This window comes from Actinoallomurus acaciae, assembly GCF_042429965.1.
In the GTDB taxonomy this organism is placed as follows: domain Bacteria; phylum Actinomycetota; class Actinomycetes; order Streptosporangiales; family Streptosporangiaceae; genus Actinoallomurus; species Actinoallomurus acaciae.
Map to the genome: position 1 here is coordinate 1 of NZ_JBHLZP010001239.1, position 682 is coordinate 682.

General features: G+C 76.4%; 1 protein-coding gene. It reads right to left on the reverse strand.

Annotation, left to right across the window (positions count from 1 at the left end; all coding sequences use genetic code 11):
- Positions 1-682: BTAD domain-containing putative transcriptional regulator (locus ACFFNX_RS51865; RefSeq protein WP_378213879.1), on the reverse strand; the 682-nt coding region annotated here is incomplete at both ends.

Genomic DNA, 682 nt, shown 5'->3' on the forward strand with positions numbered 1-682 from the left:
GACGCGCCGGGCCTGCTCGACGCCGTCATCCAGCCCGGGAAGCGCGAGCGGGCCGAGCGGCACCAGCGCCTCGCCGTCGACCGAGAGGGGCTCGCGGCTGGTGGCGAGCACGTGCAGCCCGGGGCACCGGGACAGCAGCGCCGCGACCAGGTGGGCCACGGCGTCGATCAGGTGCTCGCAGTTGTCGACCAGCAGCAGGCTCTCCCGGCCGCCGAGCCGGTCGGCGAGCACGTCCAGCTCATCGCCCTCGACCCGCATCCGGGCCTCGAACATCGCGCCGCCGCGCACCCCGATCCCGGCGAGTACGGCCGCGCCGACCTTGGCCGGCTCGGTGACCGAGGCGAGGTCGATCATCCAGGCGCCGTCGGGGTACTCGTGGCGGCGGGCCGGGGAGACGGCGAGCCGGGTCTTACCGGCGCCGCCGGGACCGAGCACGGTGACCAGGCGCCCGGCGGCGAACAGTGTGTCGATCCGGGCGAGGTCGTCGTCACGCCCGACGAAGCTGGTCAGCGGCGCGGGCAGGTGGCCTGGCCTGGTCTGTACGGCGTCGGCGGGCGGTTCGGCGCGCAGCAGGCGCAGGTGGCGCTCGCGCAGCGCGGCGCCTGGGTCGGTGCCGAGAACGTCGGCCAGGGTCTCGCGGACCCGTTCGTACCGGGCCAGGGCCTCGGCCTGGCGCCCCTGG